Raw genomic sequence first — 22,353 nt, forward strand, 5'->3', positions numbered from 1 at the left:
TCTGAACGATGGGCCCGCCCTTTTTGGGGTTTGTTATTGGCGGTTGGTTCCAGGCTGCCCGCCTGGCGGGGCCGGAGAGATCACAAAACCTCAGCGCAGACCGGCAATGTAGTCGGCCACCGCCTTGATTTCACGGTCGTTGAGCTTGGCAGCCACCTGGGTCATCTGGTTGCTGTTGGCGCGCGAACCGTCGCGGAACATTTTCAGTTGCGACGCCGTGTAGTCGGCGTGCTGGCCCGACAGGCGGGGGTATTGGGCCGGAATGCCGGCGCCGTTGGGGCTGTGGCAGCCTGCGCAGGCGGCAATCTGGCGGTCTGCAATGCCGCCGCGGTAGATGCGCTCACCCAGGGCCACCAGGTCCTTGTCGGACGCGGCGCCGGCCTTGGCAGGCTTGGAAGCTGCCCAGTAAGCGATGTTCTTCATGTCCTCTTCTGTCAGCATCGACGCAAAGCCCGCCATGACGGCGTTGTTGCGCTTGCCGGACTTGAACTCTTTCAACTGCTTGAGCAGATATTCCGGGTGCTGCTGCGACAGCTTCGGGTTGGCCGCAATGGTGGAATTGCCATCTGCCCCGTGGCATGCAGCGCACACCGCTGTGAAGCTGGCTTCGCCCTTGACCAGGTCCGGCTTGGCCGCCTTGGTCGGCGCCGCGGGAGTTTCGCCCGCAGACAAGGCCGGGAAAGCGGGTGCTGCCAGTGCGGCAGCCATCAGCATAGAGGCGAGCAACTTCATATCGAGGGTGTGTATTGAGGTGCGCAAAACCAGGCGATTCTACAATGAGGCCCCAACGCATTCGAATTTTCCATGACGACAACCTCCACCGCGCCAGTTGCTGGCTCCCTTCCGCCCGCACCCGACGCCAAGATCGCCATGGGCTGGATGCACACCGCCAGGTTCCTGACCACGGCCGCGCAACTGCACCATCTGCCCCCGATCGACGTGCCCGAGATCGCCTTCGTGGGCCGTTCCAACGCCGGCAAATCCACCTGCATCAACACGCTCACACAGCAAAAGCAGCTGGCGTATGCCTCCAAGAAACCCGGCCGCACGCAGCACATCAATTTGTTCTCGCTGGGCAAGCAGGGCGTGACCGATGCGGTTCTGGCCGACCTTCCCGGCTATGGCTATGCCGCCGTGTCGCGCTCGGACAAGGTGCGCTGGCAGCAAGTGATGGTGAACTATCTGGTCAGCCGCCCCGGCCTCACAGGCATCGTGCTGCTGTGCGACCCACGCCTGGGCCTGACCGAACTGGACGAAGCCCTGCTCGAAGTGGTGCGCCCGCGCGTCGAGGAAGGCCTGAAATTCCTGATCGTGCTGACCAAGGCCGACAAGCTCACGCGCGCCGAGCAGGCCAAGATCCTGTCGATTACGCGACTGCACGCGGGCGGCGGCGAGGTGAAGATGTTCTCGGCCCTCAAGAAGCAGGGTGTGGACGAAGTGGCACAGCTGCTGTGGCAATGGGCACACCCGGTGTTGCCCGCAGGCGAGGCCCCAGAAGCAGCGCCCGAGCCCGCCCCAGCAGCCCCAGAGGATTCTCAGCCAAACTAGGCGCTGGCGCTTATGCATAAAGCGGCAGCAGCTACTGAATGCATAGCACCATGATTTCTATTCAAGACCTGGCCCTGCCGCATGGCATCACCCTGCAATGCCGCGTGAGCGGCGCACCCGGGCGCCCGGTGCTGCTGTTTCTGCACGGGTTCCCCGAGGGAGCCTTCATCTGGGACGAACTGCTGCTGCATTTTTCGCGCCCTGAAAACGGCGGCTACCGCTGCGTGGCGCCCAACCTGCGCGGCTTTGGCGCATCCAGCAGTCCAACCGACTTGGCGGCCTACCGCGCCAGGCACCTCGTGCAGGATCTTGTCGCGCTGATCGCCGCCGAATGCCCTGGCGGCGCGCTGGAATGCCTGGTGGCCCACGACTGGGGCGGTGCGGTGGCCTGGAACCTGGCCAACCAGCAACCGCAGTGGCTCAAGCGGCTGGCCATCTTTAATTCGCCGCACCCGGGCGCCTTTGTGCGCGAACTGCAGCACAACCCCGCGCAGCAGGCGGCCAGCCAGTACATGCACTTTCTGTGCAGACCCGATGCCGAGGCGCTGCTGGCCGAAGACGACTTTCACCGCCTGTTCGCCTTTTTCAACACCCCCGATGGCCGCGCCCCCGACTGGCTCACCCCCGCCGTGCGCGCCCAATACCGCGACCTGTGGCAGCGCGGCCTGACCGGCGCCTGCAACTACTACCGCGCCAGCCCCCTGCGCCCACCGCGCGCGGGTGACCCGGCCGCACAAGCCATCACCTTGCCCGAATCGATGCTGACGGTGGATGTGCCCACGCTGGTGCTGTGGGGCATGGACGACCCCGCGCTGCTGCCGGGTCTGCTCGACGGTCTGCCGGGCTGGGTGCCGCAGCTGCAGTTGCAGCGTGTGGAAGGCGCATCGCACTGGATCGTCCATGAACACCCGGAACGCGTAGCCTTGGAGTTGCAGCGCTTTTTGCAATCAAAACAATAGCTGCCTGCGCTTGATATATAAGCGCTGGCGGCCAATTTGATTCAAATTTTCAGGAATACACAGAAGGCTCGCCTTCGGGCCTCGTCTTGAAGCGCTTGTGCACCCAGTAGTACTGCCCGGGCGACACGTCGATGTAGCGCTGCAGGTTGGCGTTCATGAGGGCCGTGTCGGTCGCCACATCGTCGCTGGGGTAGCCGGGCCAGGCGGGTGAAATCTCGGCGCAGTAGCCCGTGGGCGTGAGGCGGGTGACCATGGCAATCACCTTGGCGCGCCCCAGCCGCGCAAACCGGGGCAGCGATGGCACGGTGGCGGCCTGCACGCCATAGAACGGCACGAACAGCGAGTCGTTGCGGCCAAAGTCCATGTCGGGCAGCAGGTACAGCAGCCCGCCCTTGCGCAGGTTGGAAATGATGGGCTTGACGCCATCGGCCCGGTTGAGCATGCGCACATCGCCAAAGCGCTGGCGCCCCGCCATGAACCAGGCATCCACGGCCGGATCGGGGTGGGTGGAAAAGATGGACGTGAATGCGCGCGGCGTGTGCAGCGTAAGCGCCGTGCCCCCGGCATCCATGCCATAGAAATGCGGGGCAAAGATGATGGTGGGGGTGTCGCCCTCCAGTTCGGCCAGCGCACCCTGCAAGCTCACGCGCCGCTGCACCACCTCGCGCGGGGCAAACCACAGCCAGCTGCGATCGAGCCAGGCCTGGCTGAACACCACGAAAGTTTCGCGCGCCCAGCGGCGCCGTTGCGCAACGGGTTCATCGGGGAAACACAGCGCCAGATTGCGCAGGGCCACCTTGCGGCGCGGCACGGCCAGCAGGTACGCCAACTGGCCCAGACACCAGCCCAGCGCCCGCAGCGCGGGCAAGGGCACATGCGCCAGCACCCGCATGAACCACACACCCAGGCGCCCCGTCATGCGGCGCCCCCGGCAGCGGCTTCAGCGCGCGGCTGCTTGTAGCGGGCATAGCCCCACAGGTATTGCTCGGGACATTGGCGGATGAGATGTTCCATGGCCTGATTGATTTGCAAGACAGCAGCCTCCAGCCGCTCATCGAGCGGCGCGGGCAAGGTTTCGAAGTGGGTGACAAAACCACAGCCCCAGGGCAGGCGCTCGCAGCGCGCCAGCACCACGGCCGCGCCGGTCTGCTGGGCCAGGCGCACAGCCAGCGTCATGGTGTAGGCATCGCGGCCAAAAAAGGGCGACCACACGCCCTGGCCATCGGGCGGCACCTGGTCGGGCAACAGGCCCACGGCTTCGCCACGGCGCAGCGCCTTGATCATCTGGCGCACACCCGACAGCGTGGTGGGCACCGCCAGCATGCCGGGGCGATTGCGTGCGGTGGCCATCACGGTGGCCAGCCACGGCTGGCGCGCCGGGCGGTAGAGCACCGTGATGGGCCCGCGCGCCGCGCTCCAGTGCCGCGCCGCGACTTGCGCGGACAGCTCGAAACAGCCCTGGTGAGGTGTGAGGAACACAATGCCGCGCCCGGCGGCGTAGGCCTGCTCCACACAGGCCTCGTTCGACATGGCGCAGGGCAAGGGCGCACCCAGCCACAGCCGAGGCAACTCGGCCACCATGCGGCCCGCATGCGCCACAGCCGCGCGCACCGCGCCAAACGAATAACCGGCCAGCGCCGAGTTGGCCAGGAACCTGCGCCGGTACGCGGGCGACGCACAAAACGCCACCCAGCCCATGGCCGCACCCATGACATGCAGCAACCACAGTGGAAATGCAGAAAAAAATCGAAAGACGACTGGCATTAAAATAGACGGGTCGCTGAGTTAAATGAGCAACTTGCAGGGCGACGTTAAAAAAATCTGCTAAAGCGTTCGCCAAAGCTCCTTCGGGGTGAGGGCAACGCCCCAGATGCCGGAACACAGGAGTTTATTCAAATGGCGAACGACTTTCTCTTTACCTCGGAATCCGTCTCCGAAGGCCACCCCGACAAGGTGGCTGACCAGATCTCGGATGCGATTCTCGATGCGATCCTCAAGGTAGACCCACGAGCACGGGTTGCAGCAGAAACCTTGACCAATACCGGGTTAGTGGTTCTGGCGGGCGAAATCAGCATCCGGTCCGATGCCCAGACGCCTGACTACATTCAAATTGCGCGCGACACCATCAAGCGCATCGGCTACGACAACACCGACTACGGCATTGACTATCGTGGCTGCGCCGTGCTGGTGGCCTACGACAAGCAAAGCAACGACATCGCCCAGGGCGTGGACCACGCGAGCGACGACCACCTGAACACCGGCGCCGGCGACCAGGGCCTGATGTTCGGCTACGCCTGCGACGAGACGCCCGAGCTGATGCCCGCGCCCATCTACTATGCGCACCGCCTGGTGGAACGCCAGGCCCAGCTGCGCAAGGACGGCCGCCTGCCCTTCCTGCGCCCCGATGCCAAGTCGCAAGTGACGATGCGCTATGTGGATGGCAAGCCGCACAGCATCGACACCGTGGTGCTCTCCACCCAGCACCACCCCGACCAGAGCGAAACGCAAACCAAGATGAAGGCCAGCTTCACTGAAGCCGTCATCGAAGAGATCATCAAGCCCGTGCTGCCCAAGGAATGGCTGCAGAACACGCGCTACCTGATCAACCCCACGGGCCGCTTTGTCATCGGCGGCCCGCAGGGCGACTGCGGCCTGACCGGCCGCAAGATCATCGTGGACACCTACGGCGGCGCCTGCCCCCACGGCGGCGGTGCCTTCAGCGGCAAGGACCCAACGAAGGTGGACCGCTCGGCCGCCTACGCCGCCCGCTATGTGGCCAAGAACATCGTGGCTGCAGGCCTGGCGCGCCAGTGCCAGATCCAGGTGGCCTACGCCATCGGCGTGGCCGAGCCCATGAACATCACGGTGTACACAGAAGGCACGGGCGTGGTGTCGGACGAGCGCCTGGCCGCACTGGTGCGCGAGCACTTCGACCTGCGCCCCAAGGGCATCATCCAGATGCTGGACCTGCTGCGCCCCATCTACGAAAAGACGGCCGCCTACGGCCACTTCGGGCGTGAAGAGCCCGAGTTCAGCTGGGAACGCACAGACAAGGCTGCGGCGCTGCGCGCGGCTGCGGGGCTCTGAGAGTCTGAGCCCACCGTGCTGCGGCACGGTGGGCAGCGACCGGCCCGTCAACGTGCCGAACGCCCCAAAAGAACGGAGACACATGTACGACACCGCCATCTACATCGGGCGTTTTGAGCCCGTCCACAACGGCCACATGGCCTTGCTGCAGCGTGCACTCGCCAGCGCCCGCAGCGTGATCGTGGTGATGGGGTCGGCCTGGCAGGCACGCTCGCCCAAGAACCCATTCACCTGGCATGAGCGCGCCGACATGATGCTGGGCGCCCTGACCGGGCCCGACCGGGCCCGTGTGCAGGTGCTGCCCATGCGCGACTACTACGACGAGGCCGTGTGGGTGCGGGCCGTGCGCAATGGCGTGGCCCAGATGACACCGACGGATGCGCGCATCGGCCTGGTGGGCCACTTCAAGGATGCGACCAGCAGCTATCTGAGCGCCTTTCCTGGCTGGGAGCTGATCAACGTGGACCGCCAGGGCCGCATCGATGCCACGGCCATCCGCGATGCATACTTTGGCGCCACGCCTGGCACCGTGCGTGCCAGTCTGGACGACCTGGCCACCCAGATGCCCGAAAGCACCCTGGGCTTTCTGGAACGCTTTGCCCAAACCGCCCACTACCCTGCGCTGCAGGAAGAGTGGCGCATGCTGCGCGGCTACAGCGAGGCGTGGTCTGCAGCGCCCTACCCACCGGTGTTCGTCACCGTGGATGCCGTGGTGCGCTGCCAGAACCATGTGCTGCTGATCCGCCGCGCCCACGCGCCCGGCAAGGGCCAGCGAGCGGTGCCGGGGGGCTTCATCGAGCAGCGTGAGACCGTGTGGCAGTCATGCCTGCGCGAGCTGGCCGAAGAGACCCATTGCACACTTCCCGAAGCCCGCATGCGAGCGGCGCTGCAGTCGGTGGCGGTGTTCGACCACCCCGACCGCAGCCAGCGCGGACGCACCATCACGCATGCGCATTACTTCGACCTGGGCGATGCGCCGTTTCCGGCCGTGCGGGCCGATGACGACGCCATGCAGGTGGAGTGGGTTGCTGTGGCAAAGCTGGCCGCGATGGAGGAAGAGTTCTTTGAAGACCACTTCCACATGCTGGACCATTTTCTGATCATTACTCCACCGTAACCGACTTGGCCAGGTTTCTGGGTTTGTCCACATCGGTGCCGAGCGCGCAGGCCGTGTGATACGCCAGCAGCTGCAGCGGCACCACATGCAACAACGGGCTGAGGTGGCCGTAGTGTTCGGGCATGCGGATGACGTGGATGCCCTCACTGCTTTCAATGTGGGTGTCGGCATCGGCCAGCACATACAACACGCCGCCGCGCGCGCGCACTTCCTGCATGTTGCTCTTGAGCTTTTCAAGCAGCGCGTCGTTGGGCGCCACGGTGACCACCGGCATGGCGCTGGTCACCAGGGCCAGGGGGCCGTGCTTGAGCTCGCCCGCAGGATAGGCCTCGGCGTGGATGTAGCTGATTTCCTTGAGCTTGAGGGCACCTTCGAGCGCGATGGGGTAATGCAACCCACGGCCAAGGAACAAGGCGTTTTCCATGCGGGCAAAGTCTTCGGACCAGCTGATGACCTGGGGTTCGAGCGCCAGCACGGCCTGCAGGGCCACGGGCAGGTGGCGCATGGCCTTGAGGTGGGCGGTTTCCTGCGCTTCGCTCAGGCGGCCTTTGGACTGGGCGAGCGCCAGCGTCAGCAAGAACAGGCCAGCGAGCTGCGTGGTGAAGGCCTTGGTGCTGGCCACGCCGATCTCGACACCCGCGCGGGTGATGTAGGCCAGCTTGCATTCGCGCACCATGGCGCTGGTGGCCACGTTGCAGATGGTCAGCGTGTGTTGCATGCCCAGGCTTTGCGCGTGGCGCAAGGCGGCCAGGGTGTCGGCGGTCTCGCCCGACTGGCTGATGGTGACCACTAGCGTGCGCGGGTTGGGCACGCTGGTGCGATAGCGGTATTCGCTGGCCACTTCCACCTGGGTGGGAATGCCGGCGATTTCCTCCAGCCAGTATTTGGCCGCGCAGCCGCTGTAATAGCTGGTGCCGCAGGCCAGGATGAGCACGCTGTCAATCTCCTTGAACACGCGCCAGGCGGCAGCGCCCGGCTCGCCATGCAGGCCCGCGCCGTCAAACAGCTCGGGCACGATGCCCGCGACGCCTTCGAGCGTGTCGGCAATGGCGCGCGGTTGTTCGAAGATTTCCTTTTGCATGTAGTGGCGGTAAGGCCCCAGCTCAGCCGCGCCGCTGTGCGCCTGCACGGTGCGCACGGGGCGTTGTGCGGGCGTCAACGCCGCGCCGTCTTTGCCCACGATCCAGTAGCGGCCCAGTTGCAGATCCACCAAGTCGCCCTCTTCGAGGTACACGATCTGGTCGGTAACGCCGGCCAGGGCCATGGCGTCGCTGGCCAGGAAATGCTCGCGGGACGCAGAACCCCCTTCGCTCGCATCCTTGCCCACACCCAGGATGAGGGGCGAGCCCGCACGCGCGCCCACCACGCGATGGGGTTCGTCCTTGTGGATCACGGCAATGGCGTAGGCACCCTGCAGTTCGGCGATGGCGGCCCGCACGGCGTCGAACAGGTCGCCGCTGTAATGGCTGTCCACCAGGTGCGCAATGACTTCGGTGTCGGTCTGGCTCACAAACACATAGCCGCGCGCCTGCAGGGCGGCACGCAGCTCTTCGTGGTTTTCGATGATGCCGTTGTGCACCAGGGCCACGCGGCCCGGCCGCGCCGGGTCGCTTTCAGCTGGCTGGCCCGGCAGCGCCGGACCGGCAGCGGCGTCGCTGCCCGTGCCGTGGCTGAAATGGGGATGGGCGTTGTGCACCGCTGGCGCGCCGTGCGTGGCCCAGCGGGTATGGGCAATGCCGGTGGCGCCTTCCAGGTGGTCGGCCTGCACCTGTTCCAGCAGCTCGGCCACACGGGCGGTGCTGCGGGCGCGCTGCAGCCCACCGTCTGCCGTGCCATGGCGCGTGGCATCCAGACTGGCGGCATGCACGGCCACGCCGCACGAGTCATAGCCCCGGTATTCGAGCCGCTGCAGGCCCTGGACGAGGATGGGAACGATGTTGCGCGTGGAGACCGCGCCGACGATGCCGCACATGGTGGTTGCCTCAATTGGAAAAAGATGGGGCGATGGTAGGCAGCCTACCGAAAAATATTCGATTGATATTTGCAAAGATTTGAACTTAAATTTCACCAGTCGTTATGAATGAAATTTAAATTCATTTCTAATCAATGCATGGAACAAATATCGCTAGATGCCACAGACCTGCAGCTGCTCAACCTTCTGCAAACCGACGCCGCGCAGAGCAACCAGTCGTTGGCGCAGCAGGTGCATGTGTCGCCACCCACCTGCCTGCGGCGGGTCAAGCGCCTGCACGATGCCGGGCTGATCGAGCGCCAGGTGGCCCTGCTGCAACCCGACCGGCTGGCGGCGCTGCAGGGCCACGGGCTGTCGGCCATCGTGGAAGTGACGCTCGACCGCCAGGGCGCCGAATGGCTGGACGCCTTTGAGGCCCGCGCCGTGGCCGAAGACTGCGTGCAGCAGTGCTGGCGCGTGTCGCCGGGCCCAGACTTCGTGCTGGTGGTGCACACGCGCGACATGCCGGGCTACCTGGCGCTGTCGCAGCGCCTGTTCACGGGCGATGCCAATGTGCGCAACGTCAAAGCCTTTTTTGCCACGCGCCGCGCAAAATTTGAGACAAAAGTGCTTCTATCGCTTATCTGACAAGCACTTTCAGCTATCATTTTTGAAGTAATCCGAACGCATGCCACCTGCGGCAAGCGCCCCGGATTGCCACGGCGCCAGCCCGGGGCATACAGTAGCCATAGGAGGCTGTCGGACTTGGAAATCGTCGGCTGCAAATCGACGCTCCAAGTCCGACAGCCTCCCAGCAACTGCCCCGCGCAGCCCCACCGCGAAGGAAACGCCGCATGGAATTCAAGGACTACTACCAGGTGCTGGGTGTCAGCAAAACGGCCACCGCCGATGGCATCAAGAAGGCCTACCGCAAGCTGGCGCGCAAATACCATCCCGACGTCAGCAAAGAGGCCGACGCCGCAGCCCGCATGGCCGAGGTGAACGAGGCCAACGCCGTGCTCTCCGATCCCGAAAAGCGCGAAGCCTACGACGCCCTGGGCCGCCAGGCGCCACACCGCCCGGGGCAGGATTTCCGCCCGCCGCCCAACTGGGACGCGGGCTTCGAGTTCTCCGACGGGGCCGGTGCAGCCGGCGGGCCCGACGGCGAATTCAGCGATTTTTTCGAGCAACTCTTTGGCCGCCACGCGCGCGCGCAGCGTGGCCGGGGCCCACAACACCATGAAGCACCACGGGATGCCGAATGGGCAGGCGCACCGCCGCCATCGCGCGGCAGCGACCACCACGCCAAGATCGAGCTCGACTTGCTGGACGCCTACCAGGGCGCCGAACGCAGCCTGACGCTGCGCGGCGCGCGGCTCGACGAGGCGGGCCGCATGGTGCACGAACAACGCAACCTGCAGGTCAAGATACCCAAGGGCGTGCGCGAAGGCCAGCTTATCCGCCTGACGGGCCAGGGCAGCCCCGGCATGGGCGGGGCGCCTGCGGGCGACCTGTTTCTGGAGGTGCAATTCAAACCCGACCCCCGCTGGCGCGCCATCGACCGCGATGTTTACCAGCCCGTGGCCGTGGCCCCCTGGGAGGCCGAACTGGGCGCCGCCATCGAAGTGCAAACCCCCGCCGGCGCCCTGGAGGTAACCGTGCCCGCGCACTGGAAATCCGCGCGCAAGCTGCGCCTGAAGGGCCGGGGCATTCCGGCCGCCACGCCCGGGGATCTGTACCTGGAACTGACCGTCGCCCTGCCCCCGGCCCACAGCGATGCCGAACGCGCCGCCTACACCGCGCTGGCCAAGGCCTTTCCCCGCTTCGACCCGCGCGCCACCCCGGGAGCCTGACCATGACAACTGCCCACCACACCCCCACCGTGCAGCCGGGCGAACTGCTGGACGACACCGCGCTGTTTTCGCTGGAGGACCTGGCCCGCATCTGCCATGTGGCGCCGAACTGGGTCAGCGCGCGGCTGGAGGCCGGCCTGCTGCAGGCCGACAGCCTGGGCGGCCACTGGCGCTTTGCCAGCGCCACCGTGGTGCGCGCGCGCCGGCTGGCCCAGCTGGAAACCACCTTCGACGCCGACCCCGAGCTCGCCGCCCTCACGGCTGACCTGATCGAAGAAGTGGCACAACTGCGCCAGCGCCTGCAACACCTGGAAGCCGCAACGGGCCACGGCCCCATGCCGGGGTGACATGCCATGGACATTGATGGCTGGCGCTGGCGGTGCCGTTCATGTAGGCTTTCGTAACGAATTCCCGCCCCTGTTGCGCCCAACACGCCGCGCCAAAGTGGCGGCAACCCCTGACCGCTCCACCATGTCCGATGCCAAACGCCAACTCCATCGCCGGGTCTACCCCCTGCGCGTGCTGGGCATGGGGCTCGGCAGCGTGGTGGTGGGCGTGGTGCTGTGGGAACGCCAGGCCAGCCTGCCGGGCTGGCTTTACCTGGCGCTGATCGCCTTGGTCTGGCCCCATGTGGCCTACCAGTTAAGCCGCCGCAGTGCCGACCCCTACCGCGCAGAAATTCGCAATCTGCTGGCCGATTCAGCGCTGGTGGCGTCTCTGGTGCCGCTGATGCACTTCAATTTGCTGCCCAGCGTGTTGCTGCTCACCCTGACCATGGTGGACAAGATCACCACCGGCATCCGCGGCCTGTGGGCGCGCTCGCTGCCCGGTATGGCGGGCGCGGCGGCGGCCAGTGCGGCCTTGACCGGCTTGCACTGGGCGCCAGAGACATCCATGCCGGTGATCATTGCGTGCCTGCCCGTGATGGCGCTGCACACGCTGTCGGTCAGCGTGATGAGCTACCGCCTGATCCGTAAGGTGTCGCAACAAAACCAGCAGCTCGACGCGCTGGGGCGCATCGACGCCCTCACCGGCCTGTGTGGCCGCGGTCACTGGCAGGAGCAGGCCGAAGCCACGCTGCGCCGCCACCACGCCACCGGCGAGCCCGCCTGCCTGGTGATGCTGGACATTGACCATTTCAAGCAGATCAACGACCAGCATGGCCACACCGTGGGCGACGAAGTGCTGCGCGCGCTGGCGCGCATCGTGCTGAGCAACGTGCGCGCCACCGACTGCGCAGGCCGCTACGGCGGCGACGAATTTGCCATCGTGCTGCGCGGCATGCGCCTGGACGATGCCATGGTGGTGGCCCAGCGCATCCGCGAACAGGTGCAGGCCCTGCAGCTGCACGACCTGCCCACCCTGCGCTTCAGCAGCAGCCTGGGCGTGGCAGCGGCCGACCACCGCCACGACGGCCTGCGCGCCTGGACCAATGCCGCCGACGCCGCGCTTTACCAGGCCAAGGCAGCGGGGCGCAACCGGGTGTCGGCCGGTGCCATGCCGACACTGGTGCCTGGGGTGCAGGCGCCGCTGATGTAGGCACCTGCGGTTCAGCCGCCGGTCAACCCCGCGAATCCGGCGCCGGCACTCCGCCCAGGAATTCGGCAAACACTCCCGGCGGCTACCGGTGCACGCACCAGCGGCTGGAGAAATCAGACAGCCGGCACCTGCGGCCACTCCACCCGCACCGTGCAGCCGCCGCCCGGCACCGCCGTGGCGCTGATGTGCGCGCCGTGGCGTTGCGCAATGGCGCGGCACAGGGCCAGCCCGGTGCCCACGCCGTCAAATTCGGTTTCCCGGTGCAGGCGCTGGAACACACCGAAGAGTGAGCCCGCACGCGCGGGGTCAAACCCCACGCCGTTGTCCTGCACCGTGAAGGCCACCTGGCCTGCGGGCGCGGCATCGGCCTGCACGCAGATGCAGGGCTGAGACACAGGGCGCGTGAACTTGAGGGCATTGCCCAGCAACTGCACCAGCAGCACCTGCAGCAGCGCCGGGTCGGCCTGCAGCGTGGGCAACTGTGCGGCCACGCGCCATTCCACGGCGCGGCCCGCGCCATCGGGGGGCAGCGCCGCGCGCGCACGGGCGATGGCATCTGCCAGCGGCACGGGTTGCGGGTGCAGCGGCGCACGGCTGGCGCGCACCAGGGCCAGCAGGCCGTCGATCATGAGCCCCATGCGCCGGGCGGACTGGTCCATGGTGGCCAGAAAACCCAGCGCCTCCTGCACCTCGGCGCCCTGCGCCACCTCGGGCGGCAGGTCGGCCAGCACCTCGCGCACCAGCGTGCCGTACGAGGTGACATGCCGCAGCGGCGCGCGCAGGTCGTGCGAGACGGCGCGCAAGAACTCGTCCTGCGCGGCGGCCATGTCGGCCACCTGCTGCTGGCTGCGGGCCAGCGCGGCGCGCAGTTGCGCGACCTCGGCGGGGCTGGCGGCGGGCTGCGTCATGCCTGTTTCATGCCTATTTCAGCCCGCTTCATGCCTTGGGCAACTTGGCGGGGCGCTGCCAGCATTCCTTGGTGATCTGCTTGCCCCGCGCCACGCCCAGCGCCCCCGCAGGCACATCCTTGGTGATGGTGCTGCCACCGCCCACCGTGGCCCCCGCGCCAATGGTCACCGGCGCCACCAGCACGCAGTTGCTGCCGATGTGCACGTCGGCCTCGATCACCGTGCGGTGCTTGTTGGCGCCGTCGTAGTTGGCGGTGATGCTGCCGGCGCCGTAGTTCACGCGCTCGCCCACGGTGGCGTCGCCCAGGTAGGCCAGATGGTTGGCTTTGGCGCCATCGGCCAGCGTGGAGTTCTTCACTTCCACGAAGTTGCCGATGTGCACCTCGCGGCCCAGTTGCGCGCCCGGGCGCAGGCGGGCAAAGGGGCCGACCAGCGCGCCCTCGCCCACGGTGGCGCCCAGCTTTTCGCCGTCGATGTGGGTGAAGGGGTGGATCACGGCGCCTGCCGCGATGCGCGCATTGGCAATGCAGCAGTTCGCGCCGATGGCCACGCCCTCGCCCAGCTCCACACGGCCGGTGAAGACACAGTTCACGTCGATCTCCACGTCCTGCCCGCACACCAGCTCGCCGCGCACGCCGGTGCGGGCATCGTCGCGCAGATCGAAGCGCGCCGGGTCGGCCAGGCGCACGCCCTGCTCCATCAAGGCGCGGGCCTGGCGCAGTTGGTGGGCACGCTCCAGCTCGGCCAGTTGCAGCGGGCTGTTCACGCCGGCCACCTGCAGCGCATCGGTGATGCGGTGGGCCGCCACGGGAACGCCGTCGGCCACGGCCATGGCGACGATGTCGGTGAGGTAGTACTCGCCCTGGGCGTTGTCGTTCTTCAGCCGCGCCAGCCAGGGCGTGAGTAACCGCGCGGGCACGGCCATGATGCCGCTATAGACCTCGGTGATGGCGCGCTGGGCGTCCGTTGCATCTTTATGCTCGACGATGCCTTGCACGGCGCCTTCTGCATTGCGCACGATGCGGCCGTAGCCCGTCGGATCAGGCAGCGTCACGGTCAGCAGCGCCAATCGTTCGCCGGCACTGGCCGCCACCAGCGCTCGCAGGGTGTCGGCCTGGGTCAGCGGCACATCGCCCGACAGCACGACCACCGTGCCATCGTCCTGCAGCTGCGGCACGGCCTGCTGCACGGCGTGGCCGGTGCCCAGCTGGGGCTCCTGGCGCACAAACTTCAGATCAAATTGGCCTGTAGCGCTTGCTGCGCCTGCGGTAGCAGCTTCCACTTCTGTAGCACCGTGGCCCGTGATGACGATGGCGCTGCGCGCCTGCAGGTGGGCCGCCTGATCGAGCACATGGTGCAGCAGCGGGCGCCCGGCCAGGCGCTGCAGCACTTTGGGGATACGGCTTTTCATGCGCGTGCCCTTGCCGGCCGCCATGATGAGGATGTCGAGTGAGGTCATGGAAAAGAAATGTTGGTGTGCGCAACGCAAGCCCGGTGCGCGGGCATGGCGTGGATTATCGGTTGCGGCATACCGGGCATCAAACGCTAGTTAAACAATAGCTGCCAGCGCTTATCTGGCAAGCGCTAGAGGCGATTTTGATCACATTTTTGCCGCAACAGGCAACCCCTACAGCAGCGGCATCAGCCGCGGCGGCGTGTCGTAATACTCGGCAATACGCGCCAGCGCGCGGGTGTTGAGCAGGCGCAGCCGCCCGTTCTTCAGCTCGTGCAGGCCCAGCAGCGACAGGCGCCGCAGCGTCTTGTTGGTGTGCACCAGCGACAGCCCCAGCGCGTCGGCAATGTGCTGCTGGTTGAGCGGAAACGCCACCGAGCCATCTTCCACCAGCCCGATGCGGTCGAGCCGCCGGTACAGGTGCATGAGCAGCATGGCCACGCGCTCGGTGGCGTTGCGGCGCCCAGCGGTCAGCAGGTTGTCGTCCACATGGCCTTCTTCATGGGCCGACAGCCAGGTGATGTCGTAACCCAGGCGCGGGTGCTCACGAAACAGCGCCCACAGGCTGTCGTTCTGGAACACGCACAGCGAGCAATCGGTCAGCGCCTCGATGCCATGGGCGGACACATCGCCAAACTCCTGCTGCAGCCCCACCAGGTCACCGGGCAGCAAGAAATTGAGAATCTGGCGGCGCCCGTCGCTCAGCGTCTTGTAGCGAAACGCCCAGCCCGAATACAGCGTGAACAGCTTGGCATTGGTCTGGTTCTCGCGCACCAGTGCACCGCCGGCAGCCACCGCCACACTATCGGTGCGAAACCCCTCAATGAAATCCAGCACCTCGGGCTTGACCGCCGTGAACGCGCCCGTTTTGCGCAAGCGGCATTGCTGGCACGAGGGAGGGCATGCGTGGGACGGCAGAGATGCATTCATGGTGTGCCGATTCTAGGGATGAGCAGCCCCCACGCCGATCGTGCAACAGCGCCCACCCGCAGGCGCGGCACCGAGGTGCGATCGGTCGATCAATCGATGGTTACATCTATGTCTTTTGACATTGCGCGGTGGGTCGGCCCCCCCTACATTGGGCCGCACTTATGAAACCCTGCTCCGCCCTCTACGAGGTTCTCTATGTGAGCACCCTCGCCCCCACGCAACCGCTGAGCGTGGTGGCACAGATCGCCGGGCGCGCGCGCCTGGCCAATGCACAACACAACATCACCGGGCTGCTGATCTTTGACGGCCAGCGCTTTTGCCAGCAGCTGGAAGGCCCGCAAAAGGCCGTGCTCAAACTCATTGAACGCATTCGCAACGACCCGCGCCACATCAACGTCGAGGTGCTGCACCACGGCCCGCTGGCGGGGCGGCGCTTTCAGCATTTCAGCCTGGCCTTCAGCACGGTGGAAGACGTGGACGCCTTGGCCCGCATGGAGACCCTGGACGGAGACGCAGCGCTGGCCGCGTTTGATACCGTGCGCGGCGAGCTGGTGCGCTAAGTTCAAAGGATGGTTCACGGCAGCACAGAGCAGGTTGTCCGCTGGCGCTGGTGGGTGATCCAACGCCCCACAAACCGCGCCAGGCCAGCGGCACACCGCCCGCCCGCGCCCGCCACATTCACCACTGCTGCGCCCATGGCCCGCCTGCCCTGGGCCAGGGCGTGCACCAGGTCGCGCAGTGGTTGCACCACGCCATTTTCCCAGTCGCGGGCGACCGCGCTGGCAGCCGGTGCCTTGGCCGGTGCCGTCCCGGCCTCCCAGCGGAATGCGGCAACATCGCCGCCGCCGGATGGGTTCCACGCCTCCATCACCACCTGCTGGCCCGGCGCGATGGCGAGGCGCTCGCCCGCGTGCAGCACATGATCGACCGCGGCACCAGGCAGATGGTTGAACGACCCGCCCAGGGTGAGCCACACGCGGCCCCGGGCAATCTCCAGCACGCCGGGTGTGTTTGTGCGCAGCGAAACGGCCTGGCCAGCGGCCAGTTTCCAGCCACCGGCCGCCGCGCAGCCCGCCAGGCTGGCCTGAACGGATTGTTGCAATTTCAGAACATGATGGGATGACATGGCAGCCTCCTTGGCACGAGCAATGTGTATTGAAGAGACCGAATGGTGCGCCGCCCCATGCACACAGTCCAATGAAAACGCGCTACGCTATTCATTCCATCCACGCATTAATAACCCACCCCATGCCTGCTGCCGAATACGCCCCCGCCGTGCTGCGCACCCGCCCCGTGGCCACCGGCCACTGGCGCGCCTTTCTGGCCGTGGCGCGGCACCTGAACTTTCGCGCGGCAGCCGATGAGCTGGCGCTGACGCAATCCGCTGTCAGCCGCCAGATCCAGGCGCTGGAAGACGAAGTGGGCGTGGCGCTGTTCCTGCGCCACACGCGGGCGGTGGAACTGACCGGCGCGGGCGCGCAGCTGCAGCGCGCCGTGGGCCCGGCGCTCGAACGCATGGACGCCGCCGTGCGCCTGGTGCGCCAGACGGCCGGACGCCGCAGCGTGGCCGTCACCACCTGGGCCAGCTTTGCGTCGATGTGGCTGATTCCGCGCATGGAAGAGTTTCAGCGCGACAACCCGGGCATCGACATCCGCATCGATGCGAGCGACGTGCAGGTCGATCTGGAAACCTCAGACGTGGACCTGGCCCTGCGCTACAGCCTGCCCGGCCCCGGAACGCAGGGCGGGCAGCGCCTGTTTGGCGAGCAGCTGGCGGTGGTGGCCAGCCCCTGGCTGCTCAAAAGCGGCAAACCCCTGCGCACGCCCGCCGACGTGGCCCAGTTCACCCTGATCGAGGCGGGCGACGCGCACCGCAGCCAGCACCTGGAATGGCTCAGCTGGCGCCGCTGGCTGGAGGGGCGCGACCTGGCCAAGCTGCAGCCCGAGCGCTGGCTTTACTTCAACTATGCGCAGCAGATCGTGCAGGCCGCGCTGGCAGGCCAGGGCCTGGCGCTGGCGCGCATGCCGCTGATTGCCGATGCGCTGGCCTCTGGCGACCTGGTGGAGGTGCTGCCCGGCCACCGCATCGATTCGCCGCTGGCCTACTGGCTCATGGTCGGGCCACGCAGCAGCCAGCGGCCCGAGATCAAGGCGTTCTGCGCCTGGCTGGAGCTCCAGGCGCAGGCCACGCGCGAGGCGATTGGCGATGTGCCGGACCCGGACTTGAACGACAACCTGGACTGAGAGGCTGAGAGTCTTTCATCCATGCCCGCCTTGCACGCCAAAACACACCGGTTCGTCGTTGCAAATACTCGCCATAGCCCGAGCTATGGCTGTGTTTTGCGCCTAGACCCGGCGCGTTTTGACGCGCCTTTCGGGCACGGCCGAAAAACTCTCAGCCTCTGACAACAAAAAAGCGCTGATCCAGCGGGGTTCAGCGCTTTTATTTTGATAGCTGCCAGCGCTTATTTATCAAGCACTAGCGGCCATTTTGATCAAAAAATCAGGCCAAAGTCACACGGGCAAACTTGCGCTTGCCCACCTGCACCACGTAGGTGCCGACATCAAGCTTGAGACCACGATCGCTGACCACGCCGCCATCCACCCGCACGCCGCCGCCGTCGATCAGGCGATGGGCCTCGCTGGTCGAAGGCGCCAGGTTGGCCTGCTTCAGAACAGCGCCAATGCCCAGCGGCGCGCCCGACAAGGCCACCTCGGGAATCTCGTCGGGCACGCCACCCTTGCTGCGGTTAATGAAATCCTGCTCGGCCGCGTCGGCCGCCGCCGCGCTGTGAAAGCGCGCGGTGATTTCCTTGGCCAGCGCCACCTTGGCGTCCTTGGGGTTGCGCCCGCCCGCCACCTCGGCCTTCAGGGCCTCGATCTGCGCGAGCGACTGGAACGACAGCAGCGTGTACCAGCGCCACATCAGCGTGTCGGAAATGCTCAGCACCTTGGCGAACATGGTGTTGGCGTCTTCGCTGATGCCGATGTAGTTGTTCTTGGACTTGGACATCTTCTCGACGCCGTCCAGGCCTTCGAGCAGCGGCATGGTCAAAATGCACTGCGGCTCCTGACCGTATTCCTGCTGCAGGTGGCGGCCCATGAGCAGGTTGAACTTCTGGTCGGTGCCGCCGAGCTCCAGATCGCTCTTGAGCGCCACCGAGTCGTAGCCCTGCATCAGCGGGTAGAGAAACTCGTGCACCGCAATGGGGTTGCCCGCCTTGAAACGGTCGTGAAAATCGTTGCGCTCCATCATGCGCGCCACAGTGAACTTTGCGGCCAGCTGGATCATGCCGGTGGCGCCCAGCGGCTCGCACCACTCGCTGTTGTAGCGAATCTCGGTGCGCGCCGGGTCCAGCACCAGGCTGGCCTGGCGGTAGTAGGTTTCGGCGTTCAGCTTGATCTGCTCGGGCGTGAGCGGCGGTCGCGTGCTGTTGCGGCCCGAAGGGTCGCCGATCAGGCTGGTGAAGTCGCCGATCAAAAAGATGACCTGGTGGCCCAGATCTTGCAACTGGCGCATCTTGTTGAGCACCACCGTGTGGCCGATGTGAATGTCTGGCGCCGTGGGATCCAGCCCCAGCTTGATGCGCAGGGGTTGGCCTGTGGCTTCGGATCGGGCCAGTTTCTTGATCCACTCATCCTGCGGCAGCAGTTCTTCCACGCCGCGCAACGAGGTTTCGAGGGCCTGCCTTACACCATCGGATACCGGGTTTTTTGTAACAAGAGATTGATTCATAAGGGTTTTCTGGGATGTCCGAACAGCATGCGCCGCTATACTTCAGCCCACATTGCAGTGGGCGGATTCTAGTGGTCTCGCCGTTTCGACACCCTGGTAGCCCTGTCGAAAGCCTGCAAACTGACAGCTTGTGCCCCCGGCCCCCCTCGCTTTGCCATGGGAAGAACTGCCGGTCGCACCATCAACCATGGGGACAGACCTTTGATTAACGGCTTCACCACCGCCAGCATGGCATTGATTGCCCGGCTGACTCACAGTGTCCAGACACACCCGAAACGTATCACCGCCGCCGTGGCGGCCCTGCTGCTGACCGGCGGCGGTGGCGCTTTTGCCGTGGCCTCGCTGGCCCCCGATCCATCGGATCTTCCGGTCAGCGAGATCACTTACGCCGTCGAGTCGCTGGCGGCCAACCCGGTGCTGGAGGCTCTGGAATCGCCCGGCTTCTCGCTGTACCGCTCGGAGCAGACCCGTAGCAGCGACACTGCCGAATCCTTGCTGCAGCGCATGGGCGTGGCCGATCCGGCAGCCGCCGCCTTCCTGCGCCAAGACGCACAGATTCGCCAAAACCTGCTGGGCCGCGCCGGACGCTCGGTCTCAGCCGAGACCACCGACGACCACCGCCTGCTGCGCTTGACGGCCCGCTGGGCCCAGGACGACAGCAGCAATTTCAGCCGCCTTGTGGTGGAACGCACGGGCGAAATGTTCACCTCGCGCATCGAGTCCGCCCCCCTCACCACCGGCAGCCGCCTGGCGGGCGGTGTGATCCGCAGCTCGCTCTTTGACGCCGCCGATGCTGCCAACATCCCCGACTCTGTGGCCGTGCAGCTGGCCGAGGTGTTCTCGGGCAACATCGACTTTCACCGCTCCCTGCGCAAGGGCGACCGCTTTTCGGTGGTTTACGAAACCCTGGAAGCCGACGGCGAGCCCCTGCGCAGCGGCCGCGTGCTGAGCGCCGAGTTCCAGAACAACGACAAGACCCATCAGGCGATATGGTTCCAGGACCCTGGCGCCGCCAAGGGGGCCTACTACACCCTCGACGGCGAAAGCCTGCGCCGCGCCTACCTGACCTCGCCGGTGGAGTTCTCGCGCGTTTCCAGCGGCTTCAAGATGCGTTTTCACCCCATTTTGCAAAAGTGGCGCGCCCATCTGGGCACCGACTATGCCGCCCCCACGGGTACGACCGTGCGCGCAGTGGGCGACGGAGTGGTCGAGTTTGCCGGTGTGCAAAACGGCTTTGGCAACGTGGTCTTCGTGAGGCACCGCAACCAGCATGAAACCGTGTACGCACACCTGAGCCGCATGGATGTGGAAAAGGGCCAGACCGTCGAGCAGGGCCAGACCATCGGCGCCGTGGGCGCCACGGGCTGGGCCACAGGGCCACACCTGCATTTCGAATTCCGCGTGAACGGACAGCAGCAAGACCCCCAGACCATCGCCCAGCAAAGCGAATCCGCCGCCCCGGTGTCCAAGGCAGCGCGGCCCGCCTTCGACCGACTGGCCGGCCTCATGCGCGTGCAATTGTCTGCCGCCGCCCTGGTGCAGCAGGCCAGCGCGGAATAAGCCGCAGCCGGCACGCCGTTCTGGTGCAGTTGCAGGAGATACCCGGCTTGTACATCGGCCTCATGTCGGGCACCTCGCTCGACGGCATCGATGGCGTTCTGGCCGATTTTTCGCAAGAAAAAATGGCCGTTGTGGGCCATGTGTCAGCGCCGCTAGCTCCTGATTTAAGAGCAGAACTGCTCGCCCTCAACACCCCTGGCCCCAACGAACTGCACCGCGCGGCCCTTGCGGGCAATGCGCTGGCGCGGGCCTATGCCGACGTTGTGCACCGCCTGCTGGAGCGCACGGGCACCTGCGCCAGCGCCGTGCGCGCCATTGGCGCCCATGGGCAAACCGTGCGCCACCGCCCCCAGGAGTTCGACGGCACGGGCTACACCCTGCAGCTGAACAACCCCTCCCTGCTGGCCGAGCGCACAGGCATCGCCGTGGTGGCCGATTTCCGCAGCCGCGATGTGGCTGCGGGCGGCCAGGGCGCCCCGCTGGTGCCAGCCTTCCACCAAGGGGTGTTTGGCCGTACGGACGAGACGGTGCTGGTGCTCAATATCGGCGGCATCTCCAACCTCAGCGTGCTGGGCGCCGATGGCAACGTGCAGGGGTTTGATTGCGGCCCAGGCAATGCACTCATGGATTACTGGTGCCAGTTGCACACCGGCCAGGCGTTTGACAACCATGGTGCCTGGGCCACCCAGGGCCGGGTGCTGCCCGACCTGCTGGCCACACTGCTGCAAGAACCCTTTCTGCGCCAGCCACCACCCAAAAGCACCGGGCGCGATCTGTTCAACCCGGCCTGGCTGGCGGGCGCGCTCGCGGCACACGCCGGAGCCCGGCCCGTGGATGTGCAAGCCACATTGACCGAATTGACCGCCAGCGCTTGTGCAACAAGCGCATCAAGCTATGGAGAAAATAGCAAGTTACTCGCCGTGTGCGGTGGCGGCGCCTTGAATACGCACCTGATGCAGCGCCTGCAGGCCTTGCTCCCGGGCGCATCGGTGCTGCCGACCGATGCCCTGGGCCTGCCCGCGCTGCAAGTGGAGGCCGCCGCCTTTGCCTGGCTGGCTCGCCAGACGGTACGGGGGCAAACTGGCAGCCGCCAAAGCGTCACGGGCGCCCAAGGCGCCCGTGTTCTGGGGGCCGTCTACCCGGCCTGAGAAAGAAGAGAAGAAGAGAGGAAACCGACTGGCAGATCAGGCCGAGAAGCTGGAACCGCAGCCGCAGGTGCTGGTGGCGTTCGGGTTCTTGATCACGAACTGGGCGCCTTGCAGGTCTTCCTTGTAGTCGATCTCGGCGCCCAGCAGGTACTGGTAGCTCATGGCGTCAATCAGCAGCGAAACACCATTCTTGGTCATGGTGGTGTCGTCTTCGTTGGTGATTTCGTCAAAGGTGAAGCCGTACTGGAAGCCCGAGCAACCGCCACCCTGCACGAAAACGCGCAGCTTCAAGTCGGGATTGCCCTCTTCAGCGATCAGATCCGCCACCTTGGCCGCCGCGCTGTCGGTGAACACGATGGGGGTGGGCATTTCGGTCTGGATGTTTTCGGCAACTGCGCTCATGGGGAGACTCCGAGGTTCAATATTTGGATGCAATAGTAAGGTAAAACGCTCGGCCATTGCGCCACCCGGCGCATTGGACGCAAGGGCGATAGGGGCATTGCCCACTTCACACAGCATTACGCACGGCATCACCAAGGGCCGTCTCCGCCCGCCCAAAACAAC

22 protein-coding genes are annotated in these 22,353 nt (G+C 66.0%); 12 read left to right on the forward strand and 10 right to left on the reverse strand.

The annotated features are described in order from the left end of the window. Positions 1-90: 90 nt before the first annotated feature. Positions 91-732, reverse strand: coding sequence for a c-type cytochrome (locus tag J8G26_RS13185; protein ID WP_087743801.1), 642 nt, complete (start codon positions 730-732; stop codon positions 91-93). Positions 733-804: 72 nt separating this feature from the next. On the opposite strand from J8G26_RS13185, the gene yihA reads away from it, so the two are divergent. Beyond that, a complete protein-coding gene (gene yihA, locus J8G26_RS13190) occupies positions 805-1,548 on the forward strand; it encodes a ribosome biogenesis GTP-binding protein YihA/YsxC (protein WP_210569440.1) in 744 nt (247 codons plus the stop codon). Positions 1,549-1,598: 50 nt separating this feature from the next. Beyond that, on the forward strand, positions 1,599-2,507 hold the full coding sequence (locus J8G26_RS13195) for an alpha/beta fold hydrolase (RefSeq protein ID WP_087743795.1): 909 nt from the start codon (positions 1,599-1,601) through the stop codon (positions 2,505-2,507). A gap of 49 nt (positions 2,508-2,556) precedes the next feature. Here the strand turns inward: J8G26_RS13195 and J8G26_RS13200 are convergent, their stop codons facing one another. Continuing rightward, on the reverse strand, positions 2,557-3,426 hold the full coding sequence (locus J8G26_RS13200) for a lysophospholipid acyltransferase family protein (RefSeq protein WP_210569443.1): 870 nt from the start codon (positions 3,424-3,426) through the stop codon (positions 2,557-2,559). Next, positions 3,423-4,271, reverse strand: coding sequence for a lysophospholipid acyltransferase family protein (locus J8G26_RS13205; protein WP_210569446.1), 849 nt, complete (start codon positions 4,269-4,271; stop codon positions 3,423-3,425). The genes J8G26_RS13200 and J8G26_RS13205 overlap by 4 nt, the downstream gene beginning before the upstream one ends. A 132-nt stretch (positions 4,272-4,403) precedes the next feature. Between J8G26_RS13205 and metK the strand changes: the two genes are divergently transcribed. Both metK and J8G26_RS13215 read left to right on the forward strand, forming a co-directional pair. Next, a complete protein-coding gene (gene metK, locus J8G26_RS13210; RefSeq protein WP_087743789.1) occupies positions 4,404-5,594 on the forward strand; it encodes a methionine adenosyltransferase in 1,191 nt (396 codons plus the stop codon). An 82-nt stretch (positions 5,595-5,676) separates the two neighbouring features. After that, positions 5,677-6,711: a bifunctional nicotinamide-nucleotide adenylyltransferase/Nudix hydroxylase gene (locus tag J8G26_RS13215; protein WP_210569448.1), complete on the forward strand. Its 1,035-nt coding sequence runs from the start codon at positions 5,677-5,679 to the stop codon at positions 6,709-6,711. Here the strand turns inward: J8G26_RS13215 and glmS are convergent. Further along, entirely contained in the window at positions 6,698-8,683 is a 1,986-nt protein-coding gene (gene glmS, locus J8G26_RS13220) for a glutamine--fructose-6-phosphate transaminase (isomerizing) (RefSeq protein WP_210569451.1), read from the reverse strand. The genes J8G26_RS13215 and glmS overlap by 14 nt on opposite strands. Before the next feature lie 138 nt (positions 8,684-8,821). On the opposite strand from glmS, the gene J8G26_RS13225 reads away from it, so the two are divergent. The 4 genes from J8G26_RS13225 to J8G26_RS13240 all read left to right on the forward strand — a co-directional run bounded on the left by J8G26_RS13225 (position 8,822) and on the right by J8G26_RS13240 (position 12,054). Then, positions 8,822-9,310 (forward strand): Lrp/AsnC family transcriptional regulator, encoded by a 489-nt coding sequence (locus J8G26_RS13225; protein WP_210569454.1) that lies wholly within the window; start codon positions 8,822-8,824, stop codon positions 9,308-9,310. A gap of 206 nt (positions 9,311-9,516) precedes the next feature. Next, on the forward strand, positions 9,517-10,515 hold the full coding sequence (locus J8G26_RS13230) for a DnaJ C-terminal domain-containing protein (protein ID WP_210569457.1): 999 nt from the start codon (positions 9,517-9,519) through the stop codon (positions 10,513-10,515). Between the two features lie 2 nt (positions 10,516-10,517). Further along, positions 10,518-10,862: a chaperone modulator CbpM gene (locus tag J8G26_RS13235; protein WP_210569459.1), complete on the forward strand. Its 345-nt coding sequence runs from the start codon at positions 10,518-10,520 to the stop codon at positions 10,860-10,862. A gap of 124 nt (positions 10,863-10,986) precedes the next feature. After that, positions 10,987-12,054 (forward strand): GGDEF domain-containing protein, encoded by a 1,068-nt coding sequence (locus J8G26_RS13240; protein WP_210569461.1) that lies wholly within the window; start codon positions 10,987-10,989, stop codon positions 12,052-12,054. Positions 12,055-12,167: 113 nt separating this feature from the next. Here J8G26_RS13240 and J8G26_RS13245 read toward each other — a convergent pair whose 3' ends face one another. From J8G26_RS13245 to J8G26_RS13255, 3 genes are all read right to left on the reverse strand, one after another. Then, entirely contained in the window at positions 12,168-12,962 is a 795-nt protein-coding gene (locus tag J8G26_RS13245) for an ATP-binding protein (RefSeq protein ID WP_210569464.1), read from the reverse strand. Between the two features lie 28 nt (positions 12,963-12,990). Beyond that, a complete protein-coding gene (glmU, locus tag J8G26_RS13250) occupies positions 12,991-14,421 on the reverse strand; it encodes a bifunctional UDP-N-acetylglucosamine diphosphorylase/glucosamine-1-phosphate N-acetyltransferase GlmU (RefSeq protein WP_210569466.1) in 1,431 nt (476 codons plus the stop codon). A 168-nt stretch (positions 14,422-14,589) separates the two neighbouring features. Then, the gene (locus J8G26_RS13255; protein WP_087743772.1) at positions 14,590-15,345 is read right to left on the reverse strand and encodes a Crp/Fnr family transcriptional regulator; all 756 of its coding nucleotides are present in this window, start codon (positions 15,343-15,345) and stop codon (positions 14,590-14,592) included. Between the two features lie 161 nt (positions 15,346-15,506). Here J8G26_RS13255 and J8G26_RS13260 point away from each other — a divergent pair, with 161 nt between their 5' ends. Continuing rightward, complete coding sequence (locus tag J8G26_RS13260; RefSeq protein ID WP_210569467.1) at positions 15,507-15,905, forward strand: BLUF domain-containing protein; 399 nt, start codon at positions 15,507-15,509, stop codon at positions 15,903-15,905. A gap of 14 nt (positions 15,906-15,919) precedes the next feature. On the opposite strand, the gene J8G26_RS13265 is transcribed toward J8G26_RS13260, so the two are convergent. Next, entirely contained in the window at positions 15,920-16,471 is a 552-nt protein-coding gene (locus tag J8G26_RS13265) for a DUF2917 domain-containing protein (protein ID WP_210569469.1), read from the reverse strand. 122 nt (positions 16,472-16,593) lie between these two features. On the opposite strand from J8G26_RS13265, the gene J8G26_RS13270 reads away from it, so the two are divergent. After that, positions 16,594-17,589, forward strand: coding sequence for a LysR substrate-binding domain-containing protein (locus J8G26_RS13270; protein ID WP_087743767.1), 996 nt, complete (start codon positions 16,594-16,596; stop codon positions 17,587-17,589). Positions 17,590-17,848: 259 nt separating this feature from the next. Here J8G26_RS13270 and tyrS read toward each other — a convergent pair whose 3' ends face one another. Beyond that, positions 17,849-19,081 carry a tyrosine--tRNA ligase gene (gene tyrS, locus J8G26_RS13275; protein WP_087743765.1) on the reverse strand — a complete coding sequence of 411 codons (1,233 nt, stop codon included), beginning with the start codon at positions 19,079-19,081 and terminating at the stop codon, positions 17,849-17,851. Positions 19,082-19,282: 201 nt separating this feature from the next. On the opposite strand from tyrS, the gene J8G26_RS13280 reads away from it, so the two are divergent. Both J8G26_RS13280 and J8G26_RS13285 read left to right on the forward strand, forming a co-directional pair. Further along, the gene (locus J8G26_RS13280; protein ID WP_210569471.1) at positions 19,283-20,641 is read left to right on the forward strand and encodes a M23 family metallopeptidase; all 1,359 of its coding nucleotides are present in this window, start codon (positions 19,283-19,285) and stop codon (positions 20,639-20,641) included. A 38-nt stretch (positions 20,642-20,679) separates the two neighbouring features. After that, positions 20,680-21,789, forward strand: coding sequence for an anhydro-N-acetylmuramic acid kinase (locus J8G26_RS13285; protein ID WP_210569484.1), 1,110 nt, complete (start codon positions 20,680-20,682; stop codon positions 21,787-21,789). Positions 21,790-21,825: 36 nt separating this feature from the next. Here the strand turns inward: J8G26_RS13285 and erpA are convergent, their stop codons facing one another. Further along, a complete protein-coding gene (erpA, locus tag J8G26_RS13290; protein WP_087743762.1) occupies positions 21,826-22,191 on the reverse strand; it encodes an iron-sulfur cluster insertion protein ErpA in 366 nt (121 codons plus the stop codon). Positions 22,192-22,353 lie beyond the last annotated feature (162 nt).

It is taken from the genome of Acidovorax sp. JG5, from assembly GCF_017939685.1.
Classification (GTDB): domain Bacteria; phylum Pseudomonadota; class Gammaproteobacteria; order Burkholderiales; family Burkholderiaceae_C; genus Acidovorax.

Coding starts and splice junctions, on each gene's coding strand:
- J8G26_RS13225 (WP_210569454.1), top strand. CDS start 8,822: ATGGAACAAATATCGCTAGATGCCACAGACCTGCAGCTGCTCAACCTT.
- J8G26_RS13270 (WP_087743767.1), top strand. CDS start 16,594: ATGCCTGCTGCCGAATACGCCCCCGCCGTGCTGCGCACCCGCCCCGTG.
- yihA (WP_210569440.1), top strand. CDS start 805: ATGACGACAACCTCCACCGCGCCAGTTGCTGGCTCCCTTCCGCCCGCA.
- J8G26_RS13255 (WP_087743772.1), bottom strand. CDS start 15,345: ATGAATGCATCTCTGCCGTCCCACGCATGCCCTCCCTCGTGCCAGCAA.
- J8G26_RS13230 (WP_210569457.1), top strand. CDS start 9,517: ATGGAATTCAAGGACTACTACCAGGTGCTGGGTGTCAGCAAAACGGCC.
- J8G26_RS13235 (WP_210569459.1), top strand. CDS start 10,518: ATGACAACTGCCCACCACACCCCCACCGTGCAGCCGGGCGAACTGCTG.
- J8G26_RS13215 (WP_210569448.1), top strand. CDS start 5,677: ATGTACGACACCGCCATCTACATCGGGCGTTTTGAGCCCGTCCACAAC.
- J8G26_RS13205 (WP_210569446.1), bottom strand. CDS start 4,271: ATGCCAGTCGTCTTTCGATTTTTTTCTGCATTTCCACTGTGGTTGCTG.
- metK (WP_087743789.1), top strand. CDS start 4,404: ATGGCGAACGACTTTCTCTTTACCTCGGAATCCGTCTCCGAAGGCCAC.
- tyrS (WP_087743765.1), bottom strand. CDS start 19,081: ATGAATCAATCTCTTGTTACAAAAAACCCGGTATCCGATGGTGTAAGG.
- erpA (WP_087743762.1), bottom strand. CDS start 22,191: ATGAGCGCAGTTGCCGAAAACATCCAGACCGAAATGCCCACCCCCATC.
- J8G26_RS13195 (WP_087743795.1), top strand. CDS start 1,599: ATGATTTCTATTCAAGACCTGGCCCTGCCGCATGGCATCACCCTGCAA.
- J8G26_RS13260 (WP_210569467.1), top strand. CDS start 15,507: ATGAAACCCTGCTCCGCCCTCTACGAGGTTCTCTATGTGAGCACCCTC.
- J8G26_RS13265 (WP_210569469.1), bottom strand. CDS start 16,471: ATGTCATCCCATCATGTTCTGAAATTGCAACAATCCGTTCAGGCCAGC.
- glmS (WP_210569451.1), bottom strand. CDS start 8,683: ATGTGCGGCATCGTCGGCGCGGTCTCCACGCGCAACATCGTTCCCATC.
- J8G26_RS13200 (WP_210569443.1), bottom strand. CDS start 3,426: ATGACGGGGCGCCTGGGTGTGTGGTTCATGCGGGTGCTGGCGCATGTG.
- J8G26_RS13240 (WP_210569461.1), top strand. CDS start 10,987: ATGTCCGATGCCAAACGCCAACTCCATCGCCGGGTCTACCCCCTGCGC.
- J8G26_RS13245 (WP_210569464.1), bottom strand. CDS start 12,962: ATGACGCAGCCCGCCGCCAGCCCCGCCGAGGTCGCGCAACTGCGCGCC.
- glmU (WP_210569466.1), bottom strand. CDS start 14,421: ATGACCTCACTCGACATCCTCATCATGGCGGCCGGCAAGGGCACGCGC.
- J8G26_RS13185 (WP_087743801.1), bottom strand. CDS start 732: ATGAAGTTGCTCGCCTCTATGCTGATGGCTGCCGCACTGGCAGCACCC.